The organism is Arthrobacter sp. Z1-9, assembly GCF_054792695.1.
The window spans coordinates 2615936-2635724 of record NZ_CP096456.1; the positions used below are offsets into that span (position 1 = coordinate 2615936).

Genomic DNA, 19789 nt, shown 5'->3' on the forward strand with positions numbered 1-19789 from the left:
CGGTGCCGGGCGCGGACTGGGAGGACTTTGCGTTCGAGGGAATCGGCACGCACTGGGAGATCTCCACGCCTCAGCCGCTTAGCGAGCCCATGCGGAAACGCCTCCTTAACCGGGTGGAGAAGTTCGACGCCGACTGGTCCCGTTTCCGATCCGATTCCCGCGTCAGCGTCATGGCGCGGGAACCGGGGCGGTACGGGTTTCCGGACGAGGCTGGCCGGCTTGGGCCGCTGTACAGGACGCTTTACGGACTGACGGACGGGGCCATGACCCCGCTGATCGGCGCCTCCCTTGAGCGGCTGGGGTACGACGCCGGATACACCCTCACGCCGTCCGGGTCCCCGCTGCCGGCGCCCCGCTGGAACGGGGTCCTTGAGTGGGCGGGAACCACCATCACCACCACGTCGCCTGTGGTTCTGGATATCGGGGCGGCGGGCAAAGGCCTGCTGGTGGATCTGCTCGCCGACGAACTGGACGCTGAAGGCATTGATTCCTTCCTCATTGACGGGAGCGGGGACCTGCTTGCAAGGGGTCCCCGATCCACCCAGGTCGCTTTGGAGCATCCTTACAATCCGGCCCAGGCAATCGGAATCGTTTCCCTGGCGGGGCGGGCGCTTTGTGCCTCGGCGTCCAACCGTCGGGCCTGGGGCGACGGCCTGCATCATGTGCTGGACGGAACAACCGGGCAGCCGGTGAGGACCGCCGTCGCCACCTGGGCCCTGGCGGACACCGCGATGCTGGCCGATGCCCTGGCCACTGCGCTTTTCTTCGCGCCAGGTGTCCGGTTGGAGCAGGAGTTCGATTTCTCCTGGCTGACCGTATTCTCCGACGGGAGCGCGGCCCACTCCGCGGAGTTTGAAGGGAGACTGTTCACATGAGCCCTGTGGAAACGCCGAAAGCCAGGCCCGCCCCGTCCGTGGCCGCACGGCTGGATACCGTTCTTGGCCGGTTCACCATGTACCGGCTCATCCTCCTGGTCCTGGCAGCACTTGCCGCCTACAGTCTGTTGCTCGATGCCCTGGGGTGGCTGACCTTTGGGATCCCCGAAATGCTGGCGCACCTGGTCCTGTGCCTTGGCCTGACCTATGCGTCCAACAGGGCACTGGCAGCCATCTTCCACGTGCGGCCCCACACAGAGTCCTCGCTGATCACCGGACTGCTGTTGTACTTCCTGTTCTGGCCGTCCTTCGCGCCGATGGATCTGGCCGGTGTGGCGTTGGCCTGCGTCCTGGCATCTGCATCGAAGTATGCGCTCGCGTGGCGCGGCCGCCATATCTTCAACCCTGCCGCTGCGGGCGCCTTTGTGGTCGGGCTCACCGGGCTCAACATCGCCACCTGGTGGGCAGCTACCCCTGCCATGCTGTGGCTGTTGGTGCCCGGCGTGCTCCTGGTCCTGTACCGCACGCGCAAGTTCCAGATGGCCTCTGTTTTCCTCCTCGTGGCGGGCGCCATCATTACCGCGGAACTGCTCCAGGCGGACATGACCCTTGGAATGGCCCTGTGGCAGTCAATTGCACAGCGGCCGTTGCTGTTCTTTGTAGGGTTCATGCTCACCGAGCCGCTGACACTGCCGCCGCGCAGGCGGCAGCAGCTGGCGCTCGCGGCTGTGGTCGGCGTGGTGTTTGCGGCCCCGTACAACTTTGGCTTCCTCGCCAATTCTCCCGAGGCGGCGCTGCTGCTCGGCAATCTTCTCGCCTTTATGGTGGGCCAGCGGGGCGGCGTGAAGCTGAAGTTCAACGGAACCAGGCCGTTGACGCCCAGCACCACTGAATTTTCCTTTGAGCCCTCCCGGCCTGTCCGCTTCGTCCCGGGGCAATACATGGAACTGGACCTTCCGCACCCGAAGTCGGACGGAAAAGGACGACGCCGGGTGTTCAGTTTGACGGGCGCCCCGGCTGACCGGCTGGTGAGGTTCGGCGTGCGGACTGCTGAGCCCGTGTCCGCGGCCAAGAAGGTCCTTCTTTCGCTGAAGCCGGGCGACGAACTGACGGCCACCGCCGTTGGAGGCGACTTTGTCCTCCCCCGCGACCCCCGCAAGCCGGTGCTGCTGATCGCTGCAGGAATCGGGATCACGCCCTTCCTTTCACATATCTCCTCCGGCGGCTTACGGGATCGCGACGCCGTACTCCTGCTGCTGGCCAGGAGTGCCGACGAGATTGCGTACGCGGAGGAACTGAAGGAAGCCGGCATCCGTGTGGTGGCCCGGACTGCCGACGGTTCCCAGCCGCCGTCGCATATGAGTGCTTTCCCGGCTGATGCAACCAGGGTGGACGGCGAAGCTCTCAGGGCGCTCATTCCCGACATCGCCGCCCGCGAGGTCTTCATCTCGGGCTCACCGGCCAGTGTCGCTTCACTGCGCCGCGCGGCACGGGAGGCCGGAGCCCGGCGGGTTCACGTGGACTCGTTCTCCGGCTACTGATCCATGCGCCCCCACCGCTCAGGTGGACGTTGGAGTGCCGATTTTCCCTTGCAGGCCACCTTACTGCTAAGCTCTAGGACGTCCCGCCGGCAACGGCAGGAACCCCGGATTGCCCTCGTAGCTCAGGGGATAGAGCGTCTGCCTCCGGAGCAGAAGGTCGTAGGTTCGAATCCTATCGAGGGCACCATCACCAGAAGCACCCCGGTCCACCGACCGGGGTGCTTCTCTTTTTGCCCGTGCAAGTTCCTGCCCAGTCACCCCAACTCGTCACCTGCGCCTGCACCGCTTTGTCTGTGCCCCCTCGTAGTCTGAATTCACCAAGTTGAGGGGGTACGCCATGCACGTTCCGATCTGTTCCATCATTCCGCCCTACCTCTTGAGGCGGCTGGCCAGGCAGGACGCTCCGGAGTTTTCTGCAGCGGCAAGGGCCGCCAAAGAGGCATTGGGGCACGTCCGGTCGGTTCACGCGGCCCGCGTCCAGGCAGCCCCCGATGTTCCAGCAGGAGTGCGTCAGGCTAAACCAGGACCGTCAAACCGCTCGGTTTTCGACGCCGGCGGTTCGGAAATCCTCCCGGGCAAACTCGTCCGAAAAGAGGGCGAGTCCGCCACAGGGGATCCTGCGACCGATGAGGCCTATGACGGGCTGGGCCACACGCATCGCCTCTACGCTGACGTCTTCGGAAGGAACTCGATCGACGGCCGGGGCCTGCCCTTGAACGCCACCGTGCACTTCGGCAAGCTCTACGACAACGCGTTTTGGGACGGGACGCAGATGGTTTTCGGAGATGGCGACGGGGAGGTCTTCGAGCGGTTCACCAAGTCCATCAGCGTCATCGGCCACGAGCTTGCCCACGGGGTTACCCAGTACTCTGCTGCGCTGGTGTACCGGAACCAGGCCGGGGCCATCAATGAGTCCATGTCGGACGTGTTCGGCGCGCTCGTGGAGCAGTATGTGAAGAACCAGTCGGCGGCAGAGGCCAGCTGGCTCATTGGCGAGGGTCTTTTCACGCCGGAGGTGGAAGGGCGCGCCCTGCGCTCCATGAAGGCTCCGGGAACTGCCTACGACGACGACGTCCTGGGCAAGGATCCGCAGCCGGACTCAATGGACTCTTACGTGCGGACCAGCGCCGACAATGGCGGTGTCCACATCAACTCGGGTATTCCCAACCGGGCCTTCTACCTGGTGGCGGAAAAGCTGGGCGGGAACGCCTGGGACTCCCCCGGACGCATCTGGTACGAGACACTCACCAGCGGCGATTTGCCCACCGGCGCGACCTTCACTGTATTTGCCCGCGCCACGGCGGCCACCGCTGCGGAGCTTTTCGGTTCGGATTCAAAAGAGCATGACGCCGTGCGGAACGCGTGGGAAACTGTGAAGGTCAAGCTTTAGCGGGTCGCCTGGCTGCCGTACTTAAGGCAGCCGGGCTTGAGCCACCCAGGAACCAGGGCCATGAAGATCAGTGTGGAGCGCACCGGCGGTATCGCGGCGATGACCCGGGTTTGGACGGTCAACGCCGAATCCGAGACGGCCAGAAGTCGTTGGCAGCCCATCGTGGAAGCATGCCCATGGGATGCCGTACCCCGGACACCGCGGGCCGCCGCGGCGGAATTTTCGGGAGCCCAGCCGGATCGGTTCATCTACTCCATCCGGGCAGGTCAGCACCGGGCCGCCCTGCCCGAGCAGGCGGTCACCGGTCCCTGGCGGGTGCTGGTGGACACCACCCGGGCAGCGGCAGAGGAGTCAGGCGCCGCCCAGCGCCGGGACACGTAAAGCTAACCCACCTCTGCCAGCTGTCCGCGGAAGGCCCGGCGGTAGGACTGCGGGCTGGTGTCCAAAACCTTGGCGAAGTGGTGCCTCAGCAGCACCGGATGCCCGAATCCGGACTCGCGAGCAATCTCGTCGATGTTCAGGTCGGTGGACTCCAGAAGTTCCTGGGCGCGAAGCACCCGTTGGGAATTGAGCCAGGCCGCCGGCGTCGCACCCGTTTCCGACCGGAACTTCCGGGCGAAGGTCCTCGCGGACATGTGCACCCGCGCCGCCAGTTCGGCCACCGTGTGCTCATGGTCCAGGTGCTCCACCATCCAGCGGAGGAGTTCCTCCATCGGAGCCGAGCCGCAAGTGGGCATGGGCCGGTCAATAAACTGTGCCTGGCCGCCGTCACGGTGCGGGGGAACCACCATGTCGCGGGCTATCGCGGCGGCCACCTGCGCTCCCAGTTCCACGCGCACCAGGTGCAGGCATGCATCGATCCCGGCGGCCGTACCGGCAGAGGAAATGATGGTGCCGTCCTGCACATACAGGACATTTTCATCCACCTGCACGCCGGGGTATTTGGCTGCCAGTTCCCCGGAATAGTGCCAGTGCGTGGTGCAGCGGCGGCCATCAAAGAGGCCGGCCCGTGCCAGGGCAAAGGCTCCTGAACAGATGGACATGACCCACGCTCCCCTTGCATCCGCCGCCCGAAGCGCGTCAAGGACGGACTCAGGCACGTCATCATCCCTGCCGTAGGGAGCCATGATCACCAGGTCGGCATCGGCGGTGGCCTCGAGTCCCAGGGCCACATTCATGGACAGGCCGGATTTGAGTGGAACCTCGCCCGGAACCGGCGTGCAGACGCGGAAGTCGAAAGCCGGAACGCCACTCCCCCGCCCGGACCGGTCGATGCCGAACACCTCGAAGGCAGTCCCAAATTCGAACATCGAGAAGTTGGAAACCACGATGACGGCTACTGATTTCAGCATGCTTCCATTGTGGCAGGAATTTTAGCTTTTGGGCATTTCTGCCACTTCTTCTTGGCCACGAAGAGGACAAGCATGGAGGCATGGAAATCCTCACAACCGCCCTGATCGTCCTGCTTCTCCTCGTATTTGCCGCCACTGTGTCGGCTCTCCTGCGTGATGGCAGGGGGCACACGCCTCCTGTCGAGTCGCACGAATCATGGTCAGCCCTTGACCTTCCCAGCACCAACTACACGCTCCGCATTTTCTAGCCCCAACCACCCAAGCAGCGGGTAGGGCTGCAACCAGTCGAAAGCGGGAAGCCCGGGCTCCCGCAGTAGACTGTCAGCAGCCATGACACTTCACATTTCCTATCCTGCCGAGCTCCCAGTCTCCGAGCGCCGCGAAGACCTGATGGCCGCCATCGCAGCGAACCAGGTGACCATCATCGCCGGCGAGACCGGCTCCGGTAAGACCACCCAAATTCCCAAGATGTGCCTTGAGCTCGGCCTGGGCGAAAACGGCCTGATCGGCCACACCCAGCCGCGCCGGCTCGCCGCCCGCACGGTCGCGGAGCGCATCGCAGAGGAACTGGGCGTTGACCTCGGCCAGGAGGTCGGCTTCCAGGTCCGATTCACCGGCGAGGTCAGCCGGAACACCAAGGTCAAGCTGATGACCGACGGCATCCTGCTGGCGGAGATCCAGCGCGACAAGCTGCTGCGCAAGTACAACGCGATCATCATCGATGAAGCCCATGAACGCAGCCTCAACATCGATTTCATCCTTGGCTACCTCAAGCGAATCCTGCCGCAGCGGCCCGATTTGAAGGTGATCATCACCTCCGCCACCATCGATCCTGAACGTTTCGCCAACCACTTCGGCACGCCGGACCTCCCAGCCCCCATCATTGAGGTCTCCGGGCGGACGTACCCGGTGGAAATACGGTACCGCCCGCTGTCGCAGCCGCCTGCCGGGGCAGATGAAGAGAACGCTTCAGACGACGAGCTCGAGGAGGACCGCGACCCGCTGGACGCCGTCTGTGACGCCGTCGACGAACTCGCGGCCGAAGCCCCGGGCGACATCCTCGTCTTCTTTTCCGGCGAACGCGAGATCCGGGATGCCGCCGACGCCCTCCAGGCCCGGATCCAGTCCAATAGAAGACTGGTCGGAACGGAAATCCTCCCCCTGTTCGCACGCCTGAGCCTGCAGGAACAGCACAAGGTATTCCATCCGGGCAACAAACGCCGGATCGTGCTCGCCACCAACGTGGCAGAGACGTCGCTGACAGTCCCGGGCATCAAATACGTGATCGACACCGGAACAGCGCGTATCTCCCGGTACTCGCACCGCACCAAGGTCCAGCGGCTCCCCATCGAACGCGTCTCGCAGGCATCCGCCAACCAGCGTTCCGGCCGGTGCGGCCGCGTGTCCGAGGGCATTGCCATCCGCCTGTACTCGGAGGAGGACTTCGAGTCCCGGCCCCGCTTCACCGATCCCGAAATCCTGCGCACGAACCTCGCCGCCGTCATCCTTCAAATGACAGCCATGGGAGTGGCGCGGGGGCCGAAGGACGTCGAAAACTTCCCCTTCGTGGAGCCTCCCGAAACGAGGGCAATCAACGACGGCGTCACGCTGCTCCGCGAGCTCGGCGCCCTGGCTGCCGCCCAGCCCCAGAACGGCACGGGCGGCGCGAAAAGCGGCGGCGGGCTCACCGCCGTCGGGCAAAAGCTGGCCCAGTTGCCCGTGGATCCCCGGCTGGGCCGGATGATCGTGGAAGCCGGAAAACGCGGCTGTGTCCGGGAGGTCATGATCCTGGCGGCAGCCCTCACCATCCAGGACCCCCGCGAGCGCCCTACAGACAAGCAACAGCTCGCCGCCGAAAAGCACAACAGGTTCAAGGACGAGAACTCGGACTTCACGGGCTTCCTGAACCTGTGGAACTATATCCAGGAGAAGCAGCAGGAGCTGTCGTCGTCGGCCTTCCGCCGCCTGTGCCGGGCCGAATTCATCAACTACCTCAGGGTGCGCGAGTGGCAGGATCTGTTTGCCCAGCTGCGCCAGCTCGCGCGGCCCCTGGGCATCAGCCTGGACAATAAACGCCTCGCCGATCCCGTTGGCAACCATGACGGCATCCACATCAGCCTCCTGTCCGGGCTCCTGAGCCACATCGGAATCCTGGATGAGCGCAAGCGTGAGTACGCCGGGGCCCGGGGCAGCCGCTTCGCGATCTTCCCCGGTTCTGCGCTGTTCAAGAAGTCGCCCACCTTCGTGATGGCGGCCGAACTGGTGGAAACAAGCCGGCTCTGGGCCAGGGTTGCAGCGAAATTCGATCCCGTCTGGGCAGAGCAGGTGGCGCCGGACCTCGTCAAGCGCAGCTACAGCGAGCCCCACTGGTCCACCCGCCAGGGCGCTGTCATGGCCTACGAAAAGGTCACTCTTTACGGCGTGCCCATCATCGCGCAGCGCAGGATCAACTACGGCAGGGTGGACCCGATTGTCGCCCGGGAACTCTTCATCAGGCATGCACTGGTGGAGGGCGACTGGAAAACGCACCACAAGTTCTTCCACCGCAACCGGGCCCTCCTGCAGGAAGTTGAGGAACTCGAAGCCCGGATGCGGCGCCGGGACCTCCTCGTGGACGACGAGACGCTGTTTGAGTTCTACGACGCGCGGGTGGGGCCGGACGTCGTGTCCGAACGGCACTTTGATAAGTGGTGGAAGGACGCCCGGCAGCAGAACCCGGACCTGCTGGACTATGACAAGTCATTCCTCCTCAGCGATGACGCCGATGACCTCGACGTATCCGCCTACCCGAAGACCTGGCTGCACAAGGGCTTTGAACTCCCGCTGACCTACGAGTTCCACCCGGTGGCCCCCGGCTCGCCGCCCAACCCGAACGACGGCGTCACCGCCGAAGTGCCGGTCCTTTTCCTGAACCAGCTGGACGACAAGGCATTCCGCTGGCTGATACCCGGCCAGCGCGTGGAACTGGTCACCGCCCTGATCAAGTCCCTGCCCAAGCAGATCCGCAAGAACTTTGTTCCTGCCCCGGACGTCGCCCGGCAGGCAGTGGCGGTGCTGGAGTCCGATTTCGACCCGGCCTCCGACGAACTGGAACCGTCCCTCGAACTTGCGCTCCGCCGCATCCGCGGCAGCATCATCCCGCCCGGTTCGTGGAACTGGGACGCGGTGCCCCCGCACCTTCGCGTGACCTTCAAGGTGGTGGACAGCAAGGGCACGGTCCTGGACGAGGGCAAGGACCTCGCGGCCCTGCAGGAACAGCTTGCGCCGGCCACCCGGCGGGCCATTGCCGAATCACTCGGTGCCACGCCCGCCTCCACAGCCCCGCGCGGCAAGGCGGCGCGTACCGGGGGCAAGGCCGACGACGGCGGGAATCCGCGGGTGCAGGCCTCCGCCCCTGCACAGGCTGGGTCCGGTCCCGCCGGCTTCCGGGAGCAGGAGGGCCTGACCGAGTGGAGCTTTGGAGCCATCCAGCGCCAGGTCAGCAATGTGGTCAAGGGCCACACAGTGACGGGTTATCCCGCGTTGGTTGACCAGGGCAAGTCGGTGGCACTCCGGGTTTTCCAGACCCCGGACGAGCAGCAGGACGCCATGCGCGGCGGCGTGATCAGGTTGCTGGCGCTGCGTGTTCCGGCTCCGGACCGGTACGTGCTGGAGCACCTGAGCAACACTGAGAAGCTGACGTTCAGCCAGAACCCGCACGGCTCAGTCGCAGCCCTGATCGCTGACTGCGCGCTGGCCGCCATCGACAAACTCACCCCGGCGGAATTGCCGTGGGACCGGCAGTCCTTCGATGCGCTCTATGAAGTGGTCCGGGCCGAGCTGATCGATACCGTGTTCAGCGTGACCGCCGTGGTGGAGCGCATTCTTGCCAGTACCCGGCGGATTGAAAAACAGCTCAAGGGCACGACGAGCCTCGCGCTCATCAGCGCGCTCAATGACATCAAGAGCCAACTGGAGCACTTGGTGTACCCGGGGTTTGTGGCACGCACCGGCTATGCCCAGCTCAGCCAGCTCCCCCGGTACCTTGCCGCCATTGAAAAGCGGCTGGAGCGCCTCCCGGGCAACGTCCAGCGCGACGCCCTCAGCATGGCGGTGGTGCAGCGGCTCGAGGATGACTACGACGACGCCGCTTCCGCCCTGCTTCCGGGACGGCGGGCCGGCGGCGAGCTGGCCCAGGTCCGCTGGATGATCGAAGAGCTCCGGGTGAGCCTCTTCGCCGTCGAACTCGGAACAGCCTATTCGGTATCCGAGAAGCGGATCCGTGCCGTGCTCAACAAGGCGCTGGCCCCGGCCTAGGCAGCATGCCTGGGCCGGGAACAGAAGCCGGCATCAATACGGGAGGGAAACGGCCAAGCGGGAACTGTCAGGCGGGGACGAACGCCCGATACCCGGCAGCCCTGAGGCCTTCCCGCAGTTTCTCGGCGTTGGCATCCAGCACCTTCGGATCCGGATTCTGGTCTGCCGAGGCGAAATTGAAGTCCGCCATGCTCCTCGACGGCCACACATGCACGTGGAGGTGGTTGATCTCGTAACCTGCCACGATCAGCCCGGCCCGCGCCGCGCCGAAGATGTCCACCTGCACGGCACCGATCCGCCGCGCCACCTCCATGACCCTCGCCAGGGTCTCCGGGGAAGCATCGGTCCAGCGGTCCACTTCCTCTGTGGGGACCACCAGGGTGTGTCCGTCGGCCAGCGGTCCAGTCGTGAGGAACGCGGCGACGTCGTCTTCCCGCCAAACAAAGCGGCCGGGAATCTCGCCGTTCAAAATCCTGGTGAAAAGGGTGCTCATGCGTCTGCCTCCTTGGCGGCTGCCTGCAGGGTACTGGTGTCCAGCACAAACCGGTATTTCACATCGCCGGCCACCATCCGGTCGTAGGCGTCATTCAGCTGGTCGGCCCGGACCACTTCAACGTCGGCAACAACGCCGTGCTCCGCGCAGAAGTCCAGCATTTCCTGGGTTTCGGCAATGCCCCCGATCAAGGAACCGGCATAGGCTATCCGGCGCCGGATCAGCGCCCGCGGGTTGACCGGCGGCATGGGTTCGGACGGAAGGCCGAGCTGGAAGAGCGCACCGTTCACGCGCAGGGTGCGGAACAGCGGGTTCAGGTCGTGCGGGGCTGCGACGGTGTCGATGATCAGGTCGATGGTGCGGTTGGCGGCGTCCATCGCTGCGTCATCGCGGGACAAAACTACCTCGTCGGCGCCAAGTTCAAGGGCGGCGGGCACCTTGGACTCGGACGTGGTGAACACCACCACCTTGGCTCCCATGGCTTTGGCGAGCTTGACGGCCATATGGCCCAGTCCGCCCAGCCCGACAACGCCCACCACATCGCCTTCTTCGACGTCGAAATGACGCAGGGGCGAGTAGGTGGTGACACCGGCACACAGCAAGGGTGCGACGGCGGCGGGGTCCAGGGACTCCGGCACGCGAAGGACGTAGCGGCGGTCCACCACCACTGAGGAGGAATAACCGCCCTGCGTCACGGACCCGCCGTTCCGCCGGTCCACGGCACCGTATGTGGCGGTCATCCCGTTTTCGCAGTACTGTTCCAGCCCGTCCAGGCAGCTTTCGCACTCGCGGCAGGAGTCCACCATGCAGCCCACCCCCACGCGGTCCCCGGGCGCGAAGTCGGTGACGGCTGACCCGATGCGGCTGACAGTACCCACGATTTCGTGGCCGGGCACGAGCGGCCAGCTTTGGCCACCCCACTCACCGCGCACCGCGTGGACATCCGAATGGCACAACCCGCAAAACTCAATGGCAATTTCGACGTCGTCCGCCCCCGGAGCGCGCCGGGCAAGGGTCAGTGGCACCAGGCCGCTGTCCGGTGACGTCGCGCCGTACGCGGCGGCCAGGACGCCGTCGTCGGAGGCAATAACGCCAGAGCCAGCCGGCTCATGAGCGGCAGGGCTGGGGGTGACAGGTTTTGCAAGGGGCGGCGGCACGGGACGTCCAGGAGTCATAGTGCGACGCTACCCTTCAGCGCCGCCATGTTTCCACTCAGCCGGCCCGCCGCCGCCGGGTTCCGGCCCCGTCACCACAGGCAGGTTGGCATTGCTGGACCACTCCGAGAATGACCCGGGATAGAGGGCAGCATGGAATCCGGCGAGTTCAAGGGCGGCCACCTGGTGCGCTGCCGTGACCCCGGACCCGCAGTAGACGCCCACCCGGACATCCTCGGTGATGCCCAGCGACTCGAAGCGCCGGCGCAGCTCGGCGGGAGGCAGGAACCGGCCCGCCGGGTCCACGTTCTCCGAGGTCGGAGCACTGACAGCACCGGGGATGTGGCCTGCCCGGGGATCAACAGGCTCAAGTTCGCCTCGGTACCGCTCTCCGGCCCGCGCGTCGAGAAGGATCCTGTCCGGAGCGGGACCGCCCGCAAGGAGTCCGCTCTCCATCCAACCGCTGACGTCGGCCGCGTCCAGCGTTGGCATCTCCCCGTCCGCCAGGGTGACGTCGCCCGGACTGGCTTTGACCTCTCCTTGTTCGATCGGCAAGCCCGCTGCACGCCAGGCTGCCAGACCGCCGTCGAGCAGGTAGACGTCCGGAACACCGGCATTCCGCAGCATCCACCAGACGCGGGCGGCGGCCATGTTGGCGCTGTCATCATAGGCCACCACAACATCTCCGCTGTTGATGCCCCAGCGCCTCGCCGCATCCTGAAAGACGGCGGGCGAAGGCAGCGGGTGCCTGCCCCGCTCCGGAGCTGCAGGGTCTGCAAGTTCGGCGGCCAGGTCGACGAAGACGGCACCCGGCAGGTGCCCCTTCAAATAGTGGTCGTGGCCGTCCGGGTCGCCCAGCGCCCAGCGCACGTCCAGCAGCACCACACGCTGGCCGGCGGCACGGCGCTGTTCCAGCCCGGCAACATCCATCAGGGGGTACATCGTGCTCCTTCCGGCGGGCAGCCAACGCTCCCACTCTAACGGCAGCTCCGGCGGCCGCGTATAGGCTGGTGCGGTGAAGATCGAGCGCACCGCGGGCCGGGACTGGGCCGACGCAGCCATCCGGAAAATCACGGCAGAAAACAACCGCTCCGCCGACACGCACCTCTACTCCGTACCCCTCCCGGAACACTGGGGCGTCCAGCTCTATTTAAAGGATGAGTCCACACACCGTACCGGGTCCCTCAAGCACCGGCTGGCGCGCTCCCTGTTCCTGTTCGGGCTGGCCAACGGCTGGATCAGGGAGGACACCACGATTGTTGAGGCCTCCAGCGGCAGCACCGCGGTGTCCGAGGCGTATTTTGCCCAGCTCCTGGGGCTGCCGTTCATCGCTGTCATGGCACGCACCACCAGCGCGGAGAAAATCGCCCTGATTGAGCAGTTCGGCGGCGCCTGCCTCCTGGTGGACCATGCCTCCGAGGTCTACGCGGCGGCAGAGGAAGTCGCTGCCACCTGCGGCGGGCACTATATGGACCAGTTCACCTACGCCGAGCGGGCAACCGACTGGCGCGGAAACAACAACATCGCGGAGTCCATCTTCGGCCAGCTCGCACTGGAGGAACATCCCGTCCCGGACTGGATTGTGGTGGGTGCAGGGACCGGCGGCACCAGCGCAACCATCGGCAGGTACCTCCGCTACCACAGCCATCCCACCCGGCTGCTGGTGGTGGATCCGGAGAACTCGGCCTTCTACCCGGGCTGGCGCGGCAACACGTCCGGCCCTGCTACCGGCCTGCCGTCCCGGATCGAGGGCATCGGCCGGGCCAGGATGGAGCCCAGCTTTGTGCCATCCGTGATCGACCACATGATCCAGGTTCCGGACGCTGCATCGGTCGCCGCCATGCGTCACCTGCAGACGCTGGCCGGACTCCACGCCGGTCCCTCAACCGGCACCAATCTCTGGGGCGTCTGGCAGCTGATCGCCGGAATGATCGCGGAAGGCCGGAAGGGCAGCATCGTCTCGCTGATCTGCGACGGCGGCGAACGCTATGCAGGGAACTACTACAACCCGGACTGGCTGACCTCACACGGCTTGGACCCCCACCCGTATGAAGCGGTGATCGGGCGGTTCTTCGACACCGGCAGCTGGAACGGCGAAGAGGTTTAGACCTCCACGGACTCCCGCGCGGCCAGGTGCTGATACTCCGTGCCGTACTTGGCTCCGAGCCTCTTGACATGGCCCTCCACAATTTTCAGGCCGGCATCATTGAGCAATCCGTCGTGGATCTGAAAGGCGCGTGGTGCGCGGACGCCGATCACGAAGTCCACCACCTCAGCGGCCTTGCTCCATGGCGCATGAAGGGGCACCAGCAGTGTTTGCACGTCAATGCCATCGGGAATAACAAATGAATCACCCGGGTGGTACACGTTCCCGTCCAGGAGGTAGCCGACGTTGGCCACCACGGGGATCTGCGGATGGATCAAGGCATGCTGTCCGCCGAAGCTGCGGACCCCGAAGCCTGCCGCCTCAAACGATGACCCCGGCTCCACGGTGTTGATGCGGGCTGCGGCTTCGGGAGCCTCCTTGCGCAGGTTCTCCGCGACGCCCGCAGGGGCGAAAACCGCCAGGTCCCCGTTGTCCTTCAAGGCAGCCACTACTGCAGGAACGTCGATGTGGTCGCCATGTTCGTGCGTGACCAGCACTGCTTCAGCGTCCGCCAGCGCCTCAGCCGTTTCCGAGAAGGTTCCGGGATCCAGGACGAGAATCCGGTTGCCCTTCTCAAGGCGGATGCAGGCATGGGTGTATTTGGTCAGCTTCATAGCGTCAGCCTAGGGTCCGGTGGGAACCCCTGTCCACGAAGCACCGGCTGGTAATCTTGATCTTTGCCACCATCCTGAGGGAAGCGAGTTCATCCATGCCGTTCGGCACGAAGGCTGATTCCACCAAGCCCGCTTCGGCCCCGGCCCCGGGCGGCAGCACACGGACCGTAGCCGGTCCTGCCGGTACCGCCGGTCCTGCTGCCGGCAAGGAACAGCGTGTCACCAAGCAGAGGCTGGCAGTGAGCGCCGCCCTTGATGAACTGGACGACTTTGTGAGCACGCAGGAGCTCTACCGCATCCTGCAGAACCAGGGCGTCTCGGTGTCCCTCGCCACCGCCTACCGGATTCTTCAGTCGCTTGCCGACGAGGGACTGGTGGACGTGCTGCGCAATGGCGACGGCGAAGCGGTATACCGCCGGTGTGCCGTCACCGGTCACCACCACCACCTTCTGTGCCGGAACTGCGGCAAAGCCGTGGAGGTGGAAGCGCCGGCCGTGGAAACGTGGGCTGCCCGTACGGCCAGCGAACATGGCTACACCGAGGTAGCGCACACGGTGGAAATCTTTGGGCTGTGCCCTGACTGCACGGCACTCAGGGCAGCCGGCAAACTCTAGGAAGGCCCGGCGTCGGGAGCTGTCCGTGCCCGGGCCGCGGTGAGCTGGCCGGGCCGCGGCGAGCTGCAGCGGGCCGATGCGAGTTGCTGCGAGGCCGTGCCGCTGCACGTTAGTGCGCCTGCAGTACCCGCCCATTGATGCCCCGGGACGACCGGACGGATCCGATGATGCGGCACACTACGTAGATCAGGAACGACAACGTGGTGACGTAGGGGCTGATGGGGATGCGGCCGCCCAGGGCCAGCAGGATTCCGCCGACGGTCGCCGTCATGGCGAAGGCGACGCTGAGCACCACCACAGCCACCGGAGAAGAAGTCACCCGGAGGGCGGCGGCAGCAGGCGTGATCAGGAGTGCGAGCACCAGGAGGGCTCCCACCACCTGGATGGACAGGGCAACACTGATTCCCAGCAGGACCATAAAAACGATGGCCAGCGTCCGGACCGGAACCCCGCGGGCCTCGGCGAGTTCGGGATCCACGCTGGCAAAGTTCAGTGGCCGCCAGATGCCGGCAAGGACCACCATCACCACCACGGCGGTCCCGGCCAGGGCCTGGAGCTGTACGGTATCGACTGACACGATCTGTCCGGTCAACAAACCGAACTTGTTCGCAGCGCGGCCCTCATACAGGGACAGGAACAGGATTCCGAGGCCCAGCCCGAACGGCATGATCACGCCGATGATCGAGTTTTTGTCCCTGGCCCGCACTCCCATCAGGCCCAGGAGAAGCGCAGCTGCTACTGAGCCGATCAGCGAACCGAAAACGATGTCGGCCCCGATCAGCAGGGCGAAGGCGGCACCGGCGAAGGACAGTTCCGAAATTCCATGGACTGCGAACGCCAGGTCGCGCTTCATAACAAAAGTGCCCACCAGCCCGCCGAGCAGGCCCAGGACCGCTCCCGCCCAAATCGAGTTCTGCACCAGGACCAGCAATTCGCCGTAATTCTCGAAGCTGAAGATGGCACCTAGGATGCTGTCCGCGTCCATCAGGCCACCTCTCCTGCAAGGGCGTGGGCCTCCGCGTGATGATGCGTGGTGGCATCCGGCAGGCCCACCACCACGATGCGCCCGTTGGCGTGAATCACTTCGACGTGGCTGCCATAGAGATCCGAGAGGACTTCGGTGGTCATTACTTCCTGCGGGGTGCCAACCTTGAAGCGTCCGCCGGCCAGGTAGAGCACCCGGTCCACGTAGTCGATCACGGGGTTGATCTCGTGGGTTACAAACACCACGGCACTGTTTTGCTCGTGGCATTGTTTATTGATCAGCGCGCTGACTGCCTGCTGGTGGTGCAGGTCGAGGGAGAGCAATGGTTCATCGCACAGCAGGACCTTGGGGTCGGTGGCGAGTGCCTGCGCCACGCGTAGCCGCTGCTGCTCGCCGCCGGAGAGCTGGCCTACCGGGACCTTGGCATACTCGGTTGCCCCCACCAGTTCAAGGAGCTCATCAATCCTGCGGTTCGCCTTGGCCGAGGACAGCCGGAGCCCCCAGCGGTGGCCGTCAACGCCCAGGCCCACCAGGTCCCGGGCCCGCATCGGCGTATCGCGGGCGAAGGACTTTTGCTGCGGGATGTAACCGATCAGGCTGCTGCCGCGCTCAACCGGGTGTCCACCGAGCGTGGCCTTGCCCCGGTGCAGATCCTGGAGACCCAGCAGGACCTTTAGAAAGCTGGTTTTGCCACTGCCGTTGGGGCCGAGCACAGCAAAAAACTCGCCGGGCCTGATGTCCAGGTCCAGATCCTCCCAAAGCGTCCGCTTACCGAATGCGAGGGACGCCCCGGTGAGGCTGACAACGGGTTTCAACTATTTTTCTCCAGAACTGTGCTGATGTTGTTCACATTGTCCGTCATCCACTGCACGTAGGTCTTGCCCTCGGGGAGCGTTTCACTGAAATCGACTACCGGCACACCTGCCGCTTCGGCGGCCTTCTTCAGCGCTTCGGTCTGAGGACCTTCTGTCTGCCCGTTGTAGGCGAGGAACCGGACAGACTTGGAGGACACCAGGTCGGTTGCGGCTTTGAGGACGGCCGGCGGAACGTCGGAGCCTTCCTCAATCGCGGCAGTGTAGTCCTCAGGCGTGGCGTTCTCCAGGCCTGCAGCTTCGAGCAGGTACACGGGCACCGGCTCGGTGACAGCCACCTGGGCGCCGTCTGCGCCGGCCTTCAGCCCTTCGAGCTTTCCAGCCAGTTCCTCCAGCCCCGACTTGAAGGCAACAGCGTTTGATTCGAAGGTTGCGGCAGAGGCAGGTTCCAGCTCACCAAGCTTGGCGGCCAGGCCATCAGCCAGGTGTTTCATAGCTGGGAGGCTGTACCAGACATGCTCGTTCAGCTCACCGTGATCGTGGGCGTCGCCATCCCCTGCCGGCGATTCCGTTGGGGTTGCCCCGCCCGAAGCCTCTTCCTCAGGGTGTGCGAGTCCGGAAAGTTCGACGGCGTTCAGCACGTTGCCTGCGTCAACGCCGCCGTCCTCCGCGAGGGTGTGGAGAAAGCCGTCGTATCCGCCGCCATTTTTGATGACGAGGTCCGCTTTGGACACTGCCAACCGGTCCTGGGCGGTGGCTTCGTAGGAGTGCGGGTCCTGGCTCGTCTTGGTGATGATGGCGGTGACGCTGACCTTGTCCCCGCCGATTGTCCTGGCTATGTCCCCGTAGACGCTGGTGGACGCCACCACATCGATGCCGACCGCATTTTCGGGCGACGCTTCCGGCTGCGGGCTGCACGCGGTGAGCAGCAGGCCCAGCCCGGCAACGGCTGCTAAAGACATTCGGGCAACGGCGAAACGGCGCACGGAAACCTCGGTTCGAAGTGGGAGCGGAAAGAACCACTCAAGCTTATACCTAGATAGGAATGATTCCTATTTAGGTAAGCAAGCCATACTGATCTGTAGGCACACTGGCACAGGCGCGTTATCCCCCGTTTGGCTGGCCCAGCCTGCGGACACCGGTGGCCTGGGTGGCGTCCCGGATCTCCCCCACGAGCTGCTCGATGACGTCTTCCAGGAACAGGACGCCCTTCGTCTTGCCGTCCGTGCCGATGACCCGTGCGAGGTGCGAGCCGCTGCGCTGCATCACCGACATCGCCTTTTCAATCTCGTCATCCAGGGCCAGGTTCGCAAGGGACCTGATCCGGCTCTCGGCGATGGGGCGCTCGTAGGCTGCCTCCGGGATGGACAGGACGTCCTTCACGTGGAGGTAGCCGTACAGCATGTCGTCATCGTCGAGCATGGGGAAGCGGGAAAATCCGGTGCGGCTCACGGCTTTCTCAAACTCCACCGGGGTGGTGGCTGCCCTGAGCATGACCAGCTTTTCCAGCGGAACCATAATGTCCGCTGCACTGTACTCCGAAAACTCGAGTGCGCCGGTGATGAGCCCGGCATCGTCGTCCACCAGGCCGTGGCGGGTGGACTCCTGCACGATCGACTGCACCTCCTCGAGGGTAAAGGAGGAGTTCACCTCATCCTTGGGCTCGATGCGGAGCAGCTTGAGGATGTGGTTCGCGGACCAGTTAAGAACGGAGATGACGGGGTGGACCAGCCGGGCAATGAACATCAGCGGCGGCGCGAGCAAGAGTGCCGCCTTGTCGGCCACGCTCACGGAGATGTTCTTCGGCACCATCTCGCCGAAGGTCACATGCAGGAACGTCACCAGCATCAGCGCCACCGCGAAGGCTGCCACATCGGCGACTTCCATCGGCAGGCCCAACGTTTCCAGCGGCACAGCCAACAGGTGGTGGATGGCCGGCTCTGCCACCAGCAGGATCAGGAGGGAACAGACCGTAATCCCAAGCTGGGCACACGCCAGCATCAGCGAAACGTTCTCCATCGCACGGAGGGTGGTTTGCGCCCGCTTTGATCCGGCGTCGGCCAGCGGCTCGATCTGGCTGCGCCGGGCAGACATCACCGCAAACTCGGCGGCAACAAAAAAGGCATTGCCGAACAGCAGGACAACCAGCCACATAATTCCGGCCCAGTCGCTCATGGTGCAGTCCCGTCGTTGTGGTTCCCGGACTCGGGTTCAGGCTCGGCCGGCCGGAAACAGATCCGGTCAATCCGCCTGCCGTCCATTCTGGTGACGCTCAGGGTTCCGCCGCCAACGGGGACGGTGTCACCCACCGTGGCGATCCGGCCGAGCTTGCTCATGACATAGCCGCCCACTGTTTCGTAGGCTGCCTCATCGGGAACGGTCAGGCCGGAAATCTGTTCAGACAGTTCATCCGGGCGGAGCAGTCCGGGAAAATACCAGTCGCCGGACGCACTCTGCAGCAGCCCCGGACGGACCCTGTCGTGCTCGTCCGACACCTCTCCCACGATTTCCTCCACGAGGTCCTCAAGGGTGGCGATGCCGGCGGTTCCGCCATACTCGTCCAGGACAACAGCCAGCTGCAGGTTCCCCTCGCGGAGTTCCGCCAGCAGGGCGTCGAGGTGGATGGTCTCCGGAACCCGCAGCACGTCGGTCATGATGGCCCCGGCTTCCAGGTTTTGCCGGCGGTCCCAGGGAACGGCCACCGCTTTTTTGACGTGAACCAGTCCCCTGATGTCATCGGCAGATTCACCGATGATCGGGAAACGCGAGTACCCGGTCCTGCGTGCGGCAGCAAGGATGTCGGAAATCGGCTGGTCCGCCTCGATGGTTTCCACCCGGATGCGCGGAGTCATGACATCGGCAGCCGTACGGGTGGAGAAGTTCAAGGTGCGTGCAACGAAGTTGGCCGTGCCCGGGTCCAGCGTTCCCATCTCCGCCGACCGCCGAACCAGCGACGACAGCTCGGCAGGGGTCCTGGCGCCGGAAATCTCTTCCTTCGCCTCCAGCCCAAAGACGTTCAGGACCTTGTTGGAAAAGCCGTTGAGCACCACGATGGCGGGTTTGAACACGGCGGTGAACATCAGCTGCGGCCGCGCCAGGGCGCGGCCCATGGGGAAGGACAGCGCAATGGCCATGTTCTTGGGGACCAGTTCGCCCAGGAGCATCGACAGCAGGGTAGCGATGACCATCGCCAGGACAAGCGAGATGGAGGCCACCGCCACGTCAGGGAGTCCGACGGCGGCCAGCGGGCCTTCCAGAAGCCGGCCCACCGATGGCTCCATCACGTAACCGGTCAGCAAGGTGGTCAGCGTGATGCCCAGCTGGCAGCTGGAGAGCTGGGTTGACAGGGACTTCAGGCACGCGAGCAAAGGAACGGCGCCGGCGTCGCCGTCGTCGATGGCTCTTTGGACGGTGGCCCGGTCAAGGGCAATAAGCGAAAATTCGACGGCGACAAAAAAGCCCGTGCCGGCGATCAGCAGCAAACCCGCTGCGAGGAGAAGCCATTCCATTCAGCATC

18 protein-coding genes and 1 tRNA gene are annotated in these 19789 nt (G+C 64.8%); 9 read left to right on the forward strand and 10 right to left on the reverse strand.

Annotated elements, in window-relative coordinates; all coding sequences use genetic code 11:
* Positions 1-2 precede the first annotated feature (2 nt).
* The 5 genes from M1D93_RS12110 to M1D93_RS12130 all read left to right on the forward strand — a co-directional run bounded on the left by M1D93_RS12110 (position 3) and on the right by M1D93_RS12130 (position 4187).
* Positions 3-875 carry an FAD:protein FMN transferase gene (locus tag M1D93_RS12110; RefSeq protein ID WP_461171780.1) on the forward strand — a complete coding sequence of 291 codons (873 nt, stop codon included), beginning with the start codon at positions 3-5 and terminating at the stop codon, positions 873-875.
* Positions 872-2416: a ferredoxin--NADP reductase gene (locus tag M1D93_RS12115; protein WP_461171781.1), complete on the forward strand. Its 1545-nt coding sequence runs from the start codon at positions 872-874 to the stop codon at positions 2414-2416. The genes M1D93_RS12110 and M1D93_RS12115 overlap by 4 nt, the downstream gene beginning before the upstream one ends.
* Before the next feature lie 111 nt (positions 2417-2527).
* Positions 2528-2603, forward strand: a tRNA-Arg gene (locus tag M1D93_RS12120).
* Positions 2604-2753: 150 nt separating this feature from the next.
* Positions 2754-3806: a M4 family metallopeptidase gene (locus M1D93_RS12125; RefSeq protein ID WP_461171782.1), complete on the forward strand. Its 1053-nt coding sequence runs from the start codon at positions 2754-2756 to the stop codon at positions 3804-3806.
* 60 nt (positions 3807-3866) lie between these two features.
* On the forward strand, positions 3867-4187 hold the full coding sequence (locus M1D93_RS12130) for a protealysin inhibitor emfourin (RefSeq protein ID WP_461171783.1): 321 nt from the start codon (positions 3867-3869) through the stop codon (positions 4185-4187).
* A 2-nt stretch (positions 4188-4189) separates the two neighbouring features.
* Here the strand turns inward: M1D93_RS12130 and M1D93_RS12135 are convergent, their stop codons facing one another.
* A complete protein-coding gene (locus M1D93_RS12135; protein WP_461171784.1) occupies positions 4190-5158 on the reverse strand; it encodes a GlxA family transcriptional regulator in 969 nt (322 codons plus the stop codon).
* An 80-nt stretch (positions 5159-5238) separates the two neighbouring features.
* On the opposite strand from M1D93_RS12135, the gene M1D93_RS12140 reads away from it, so the two are divergent.
* Together M1D93_RS12140 and hrpA are read left to right on the forward strand one after the other, a co-directional pair.
* Entirely contained in the window at positions 5239-5406 is a 168-nt protein-coding gene (locus M1D93_RS12140; protein ID WP_461171785.1) for a hypothetical protein, read from the forward strand.
* Between the two features lie 82 nt (positions 5407-5488).
* Positions 5489-9454, forward strand: coding sequence for an ATP-dependent RNA helicase HrpA (hrpA, locus tag M1D93_RS12145; protein ID WP_461171786.1), 3966 nt, complete (start codon positions 5489-5491; stop codon positions 9452-9454).
* Positions 9455-9521: 67 nt separating this feature from the next.
* Here the strand turns inward: hrpA and M1D93_RS12150 are convergent, their stop codons facing one another.
* From M1D93_RS12150 to M1D93_RS12160, 3 genes are read right to left on the reverse strand one after another with little or no spacing between them, the layout of a single operon-like run.
* Positions 9522-9947, reverse strand: a complete 426-nt coding sequence (locus M1D93_RS12150) for an HIT family protein (protein WP_461171787.1) — start codon at positions 9945-9947, stop codon at positions 9522-9524.
* The gene (locus M1D93_RS12155) at positions 9944-11122 is read right to left on the reverse strand and encodes an NAD(P)-dependent alcohol dehydrogenase (RefSeq protein ID WP_461171788.1); all 1179 of its coding nucleotides are present in this window, start codon (positions 11120-11122) and stop codon (positions 9944-9946) included. The genes M1D93_RS12150 and M1D93_RS12155 overlap by 4 nt, the downstream gene beginning before the upstream one ends.
* Before the next feature lie 9 nt (positions 11123-11131).
* Positions 11132-12043, reverse strand: a complete 912-nt coding sequence (locus M1D93_RS12160) for a sulfurtransferase (RefSeq protein ID WP_461171789.1) — start codon at positions 12041-12043, stop codon at positions 11132-11134.
* A gap of 73 nt (positions 12044-12116) precedes the next feature.
* On the opposite strand from M1D93_RS12160, the gene M1D93_RS12165 reads away from it, so the two are divergent.
* Positions 12117-13208 carry a PLP-dependent cysteine synthase family protein gene (locus M1D93_RS12165; protein ID WP_461171790.1) on the forward strand — a complete coding sequence of 364 codons (1092 nt, stop codon included), beginning with the start codon at positions 12117-12119 and terminating at the stop codon, positions 13206-13208.
* Here the strand turns inward: M1D93_RS12165 and M1D93_RS12170 are convergent.
* The gene (locus M1D93_RS12170) at positions 13205-13861 is read right to left on the reverse strand and encodes an MBL fold metallo-hydrolase (protein WP_461171791.1); all 657 of its coding nucleotides are present in this window, start codon (positions 13859-13861) and stop codon (positions 13205-13207) included. The genes M1D93_RS12165 and M1D93_RS12170 overlap by 4 nt on opposite strands.
* Positions 13862-13956: 95 nt before the next feature.
* On the opposite strand from M1D93_RS12170, the gene M1D93_RS12175 reads away from it, so the two are divergent.
* The gene (locus M1D93_RS12175; RefSeq protein WP_461171792.1) at positions 13957-14475 is read left to right on the forward strand and encodes a Fur family transcriptional regulator; all 519 of its coding nucleotides are present in this window, start codon (positions 13957-13959) and stop codon (positions 14473-14475) included.
* Positions 14476-14584: 109 nt separating this feature from the next.
* On the opposite strand, the gene M1D93_RS12180 is transcribed toward M1D93_RS12175, so the two are convergent.
* From M1D93_RS12180 to M1D93_RS12200, 5 genes are all read right to left on the reverse strand, one after another.
* Positions 14585-15460 (reverse strand): metal ABC transporter permease, encoded by an 876-nt coding sequence (locus M1D93_RS12180; protein WP_461171793.1) that lies wholly within the window; start codon positions 15458-15460, stop codon positions 14585-14587.
* Positions 15460-16275, reverse strand: coding sequence for a metal ABC transporter ATP-binding protein (locus tag M1D93_RS12185; RefSeq protein WP_461171794.1), 816 nt, complete (start codon positions 16273-16275; stop codon positions 15460-15462). Before M1D93_RS12185 ends, M1D93_RS12180 begins: the two co-directional genes overlap by 1 nt.
* A complete protein-coding gene (locus M1D93_RS12190) occupies positions 16272-17258 on the reverse strand; it encodes a metal ABC transporter solute-binding protein, Zn/Mn family (RefSeq protein ID WP_461171795.1) in 987 nt (328 codons plus the stop codon). Before M1D93_RS12190 ends, M1D93_RS12185 begins: the two co-directional genes overlap by 4 nt.
* Before the next feature lie 118 nt (positions 17259-17376).
* Positions 17377-18447 carry a hemolysin family protein gene (locus tag M1D93_RS12195; protein WP_461171796.1) on the reverse strand — a complete coding sequence of 357 codons (1071 nt, stop codon included), beginning with the start codon at positions 18445-18447 and terminating at the stop codon, positions 17377-17379.
* A complete protein-coding gene (locus M1D93_RS12200) occupies positions 18444-19781 on the reverse strand; it encodes a hemolysin family protein (protein ID WP_461171797.1) in 1338 nt (445 codons plus the stop codon). Before M1D93_RS12200 ends, M1D93_RS12195 begins: the two co-directional genes overlap by 4 nt.
* Between the last annotated feature and the right edge of the window lie 8 nt (positions 19782-19789).

Coding starts and splice junctions, on each gene's coding strand:
- M1D93_RS12130 (WP_461171783.1), top strand. CDS start 3,867: ATGAAGATCAGTGTGGAGCGCACCGGCGGTATCGCGGCGATGACCCGG.
- M1D93_RS12170 (WP_461171791.1), bottom strand. CDS start 13,861: ATGAAGCTGACCAAATACACCCATGCCTGCATCCGCCTTGAGAAGGGC.
- M1D93_RS12150 (WP_461171787.1), bottom strand. CDS start 9,947: ATGAGCACCCTTTTCACCAGGATTTTGAACGGCGAGATTCCCGGCCGC.
- M1D93_RS12140 (WP_461171785.1), top strand. CDS start 5,239: ATGGAAATCCTCACAACCGCCCTGATCGTCCTGCTTCTCCTCGTATTT.
- M1D93_RS12200 (WP_461171797.1), bottom strand. CDS start 19,781: ATGGAATGGCTTCTCCTCGCAGCGGGTTTGCTGCTGATCGCCGGCACG.
- M1D93_RS12135 (WP_461171784.1), bottom strand. CDS start 5,158: ATGCTGAAATCAGTAGCCGTCATCGTGGTTTCCAACTTCTCGATGTTC.
- M1D93_RS12155 (WP_461171788.1), bottom strand. CDS start 11,122: ATGACTCCTGGACGTCCCGTGCCGCCGCCCCTTGCAAAACCTGTCACC.
- M1D93_RS12180 (WP_461171793.1), bottom strand. CDS start 15,460: ATGGACGCGGACAGCATCCTAGGTGCCATCTTCAGCTTCGAGAATTAC.
- M1D93_RS12160 (WP_461171789.1), bottom strand. CDS start 12,043: ATGTACCCCCTGATGGATGTTGCCGGGCTGGAACAGCGCCGTGCCGCC.
- M1D93_RS12195 (WP_461171796.1), bottom strand. CDS start 18,447: ATGAGCGACTGGGCCGGAATTATGTGGCTGGTTGTCCTGCTGTTCGGC.
- M1D93_RS12125 (WP_461171782.1), top strand. CDS start 2,754: ATGCACGTTCCGATCTGTTCCATCATTCCGCCCTACCTCTTGAGGCGG.
- M1D93_RS12115 (WP_461171781.1), top strand. CDS start 872: ATGAGCCCTGTGGAAACGCCGAAAGCCAGGCCCGCCCCGTCCGTGGCC.
- M1D93_RS12175 (WP_461171792.1), top strand. CDS start 13,957: ATGCCGTTCGGCACGAAGGCTGATTCCACCAAGCCCGCTTCGGCCCCG.
- hrpA (WP_461171786.1), top strand. CDS start 5,489: ATGACACTTCACATTTCCTATCCTGCCGAGCTCCCAGTCTCCGAGCGC.